The 3,700-nt window shown below is 77.6% G+C and carries 3 protein-coding genes and 1 pseudogene; 2 read left to right on the top strand and 2 right to left on the bottom strand.

Annotation, left to right across the window (positions count from 1 at the left end):
- Window positions 1-220: 220 nt before the first annotated feature.
- Window positions 221-1,408, top strand: coding sequence for an acyltransferase family protein (locus ACSNOD_RS29580; protein WP_436770155.1), 1,188 nt, complete (start codon window positions 221-223; stop codon window positions 1,406-1,408).
- 14 nt (window positions 1,409-1,422) lie between these two features.
- On the opposite strand, the gene ACSNOD_RS29575 is transcribed toward ACSNOD_RS29580, so the two are convergent.
- Entirely contained in the window at window positions 1,423-1,791 is a 369-nt protein-coding gene (locus tag ACSNOD_RS29575) for a DUF4326 domain-containing protein (protein WP_436770154.1), read from the bottom strand.
- Between the two features lie 190 nt (window positions 1,792-1,981).
- Window positions 1,982-3,433 carry a PLP-dependent aminotransferase family protein gene (locus tag ACSNOD_RS29570; RefSeq protein WP_436770153.1) on the bottom strand — a complete coding sequence of 484 codons (1,452 nt, stop codon included), beginning with the start codon at window positions 3,431-3,433 and terminating at the stop codon, window positions 1,982-1,984.
- Here ACSNOD_RS29570 and ACSNOD_RS29565 point away from each other — a divergent pair.
- Window positions 3,432-3,700, top strand: a pseudogene (locus ACSNOD_RS29565) (hypothetical protein); the annotation flags it as partial. The gene ACSNOD_RS29570 and the pseudogene ACSNOD_RS29565 sit on opposite strands and share 2 nt — an antisense overlap.

Raw genomic sequence — 3,700 nt, 5'->3', positions numbered from 1 at the left:
CCGCCGGGGACGGCGAGCGACCCCCTACCCCTAGTACCGGGGAGCTACCCCCGCAGTGCACCCCGTGGTGGGACGCGGGCCACGGCATCACCTCCCTAGCTTCCGTACCGGACAGAACGACCGATCCGGTACGGGCGGAGCTCTCGGCCATGGCGCGCTCCACGGGGGCGGCGGGCGCGGGGAGGGCCGGCGCGGCCGGGTCCTCGCCGCGGAGGCTCTCATGCGTGAACTCGTCCGGCGGATCGACGCCGCGACGCCGCCGGACCGGGACCGGGCCGTCGACGCGTTGCGCGCCCTCGCCATCCTGGGGGTGGTGCTCGGGCACTGGCTGGTGACCGCCCTGGTCGCCGACGGCGGCGGGCTGCACGCCGCCAGCCCGCTCCAGTACCTGCCGCAATTCACGCCCGTCTCCTGGGTGTTCCAGACGCTCGCGGTGTTCTTCCTGGTCGGCGGGTACGTCGCCGCCAGGAGTCACGCCGGCGCCCGCGCCCGGGGGACGACGTACGGGCAGTGGCTGGGCGCCCGGATGGCCCGGCTGTTCCGGCCGGTCGCGGCGGTGCTGGTGGTGTGGGGCGTGGTGACGGCCGCGATGCTCGTGTCGGGGGTCGGCCCGGACACCGTGCACACGCTGGTCAAGCTGGTGCTGTCGCCGCTGTGGTTCCTGCTGGTCTTCGGGGCGCTGACAGCCGTGACCCCGCTGGTGGCGCGGCTGCACCCGCTGTGGCCGCTGGCCGTCGTCCTCCATGTCGACCTGATCCGCTTCGGGTTGGGCGGGCCGGCCTGGCTCGGCTGGGTCAATGTGGCGGCCGGCTGGCTGGTCCCGTACTGCCTCGGCACGGCCTGGGCGCGGGGCGGGGTGCGCAGCCGCGCGGCGGCGTGGCAGTTGCTGATCGGCGGGGCCGCGGCGACCGCGGGCCTCGTGCTGTGGGCCGGCTACCCGGCCTCGATGGTCGGCGTGCCCGGCGCCGCGACGTCCAACCTCAACCCGCCCACCCTCGCCGCCGTCACCTTCGGGCTCGCCCAGTGCGGGGCGGCGCTACTGCTGCTCGGCCCGCTGCGGCGGCTGCTGCGCCGTCCGGCCGCGTGGGCGGCGGTGGCGCTGGTGAACCTCTCCGCGATGACCGTCTTCCTCTGGCACCAGACCGCGATGATGGCGGTCACGACGGCGGGCCTGCTCACGGGCGCGTCCCTGCCGGGCCTCCACACGGTGCCCGACGGCCCCGGCTGGGTGCTCGCCCGCCTGGCCTGGCTGCCGGTGTTCGCGGTGGCGCTGCTGCTGTGCTGGAGAACGTTCCGGTCGTACGAGCAGAAGCGACGGCGCGGCCGCGGCCTGGTCGTCCGCGCGGCCCGCCCCGCCGCCCGGACCGCCCCGCCGCGACGGCGCGCCCACGGCGCCTCCTCGGGCTGACGCGGCCGGCCGCTTCAGCAGGGAGACCTGGGGCGCTCCGGTGGGGGCGGGGGTGGCCGGGCCTCGTCGGCCAGGGCCGCGATGACCTGGGCGTGGCACGGCTCGGGGACGCACCAGCAGCCGAGCCGCCGGCCGCGGAGGGCGGGCAGCAGGGCCAGCAGGTCGGGGCGGCCGAGGAGGTACGCGCGGTAGCGCTCGATGACCTCCTCGCGGGTGCCGTCGCGGCCGGGGCGGAAGGGGCTGGCGAGCGGGGACGCGGGGAGGTTCCAGCCGCCGCGGCGCACCATCCGGCCGACGTAGACCACGTCCTCGTAGTCCGGGTCGTGCAGGTGTCCCTTGAGGTTGACGACCGTGGTCCGCGGGGCGTCGTGGGGGTCCGCCATGTCCTTTCGTCTCCCTCGGTTCCTTGCGTCCCCGCCATCCTCCGCCCTCCGCGCGGGTCCGGCACGGTGGGATGCCGGGCATCCCCGCCAGGCACACGGCACGCCAGGCACCCGGCACCGCGGCGTCGCCGCATCGCGCCCGTCGCCACATCGCGCCCGGCACCGCACCGCGGCCGTCACCGCACCGCCGTCAGGTCCGCACCTCGTCGTACGCCGCCCGCAGCCGGCGGACGCCCTCGGCCAGCTCCCCCGTACCGGCCACGCCCGCGAAGCTCAGGCGCAGGTGTCCGGCCGGCGGCTCGGCGGAGAAGTAGGGCCGGCCGGGGGCCACGGCGACGCCCGCCCGCAGCGCGGCGGTGACGAGGTCGCCCTCGGAGGTGCCGTCGGGCAGCCGCAGCCACAGGTGGAAGCCGCCCGTGGGGACGCCCACCGGCCCGAGCTCCGGGGCCTGCCGGAGCAGCTCGGTGAGCAGCGCCTCGCGGCGCAGCCGCAGCTCGGCGGCGACGGACCGCAGATGCCGGGGCCAGGCGGGCGAGCCGACGAGTTCCAGCGCGGTCTCCTGGAGCGGGCGCGGCACGAAGAAGCTGTCGACGACCTGGATGGCGCGCAGCCGCTCCAGCACCGGGCCGCGGGCGGCCAGCGCGCCCACCCGCAGGCTGGGCGAGGCGACCTTGGTCAGCGAGCAGACGTGGACCACGACACCGTCGGGGTCGTCCGCGGCGAGCGGCGGCGGGAGGGCGCCGGCGTCGTCGTGGGCCAGCCGGCGGGCGAAGTCGTCCTCGATCACGAACGCGCCGGCCTCGCGGGCCACCCGCAGGACCTCGCGCCGTCGGCCGGGCGCCAGCACCGCGCCGGTCGGGTTCTGGTAGAGCGGCTGGCCGACGAAGACGCGGGCACCGGTGGCGCGGAAGGCGGCGGCGAGCAGATCGGTCCGTACGCCGTCGGCGTCCGCCGGCACCGGCACCGGGCGCAGCCCGGAGGCGCGGGCGACGGCGAGCATCCCCGGATACGTGGGCGACTCCACGAGGACGGCCGCGCCGGGCGGGGCGAGGGCCCGCAGCGCGGTGGTGATGGCGCTCTGGCCGCCGGCGGTGATCAGGACGTCGCCGGCGGCGACGGAGCCGGCGGGGCCGCCGATCTCGCGGGCGAACCACTCGCGCAGCTCCATCAGGCCGCCGACGGGCGGCCGGCCCCACGCCCCGGGCCGCCGGCCGGCGCGGGCGAGGGCGGCGGCGAGGGCGCGCTCGGGCTGGAGGGAGGGGTGGAGATAGCCGCCGTTGAACTCGACGACGCCGGGCGGCGGAGCGGTGAGCGTGGCGAGCACCCCGCTGGCGTCCACGGTGCGGGGCACGGGTTCGCCGGAGGCGGCGGTCTCCGCGCTGAGCGACAGCTCCTGCCAGGAGGTGTCGCCGCGCTCGGGCGCCCGGACCCGGGGGCGGGCCCGGAAGGCGCCGGCGCCGGGGCGGGTGATCACCAGGCCCTCGGCGGCCAGGGCGGCGAGGGCGCGGGAGACGGTCACGGGGCTGACGCGATAGCGCTCCACCAGGGCCCGACTCGACGGGAGCTTCTCACCCTCCGAGTAGCGGTCCAGGTCTTTCCGCAGGAGATCCGCGAGGTCGGCCACACTGCTACGCTCTTGCATGAGAGCACAGGATAGCGCTACCGCCGTCGGGACGATAGCGGTGAACCACCCCGGCACCGGCCCCGACACCGCGACCGCGACCGCCGCAAGCACCACCACCGCTGGCACCGCCACCGCCGCCGCCCTCGACGCGGGCGCCGCCCGGGCGACGGCGCCCCGGACCGGTGCCCCGACGGGGGCCGCGACGGCCGCGACCGCCACGAGCGCGCCGAGCACGCACCGGACGGACGTCAGCGACCAGGGGCCGAAGCCGTCGAGGCCCCAGGC

Source organism: Streptomyces sp. URMC 123, assembly GCF_051386515.1.
GTDB lineage: Bacteria > Actinomycetota > Actinomycetes > Streptomycetales > Streptomycetaceae > Streptomyces.
This window is presented reverse-complemented; position numbering and strand designations above follow the sequence as displayed.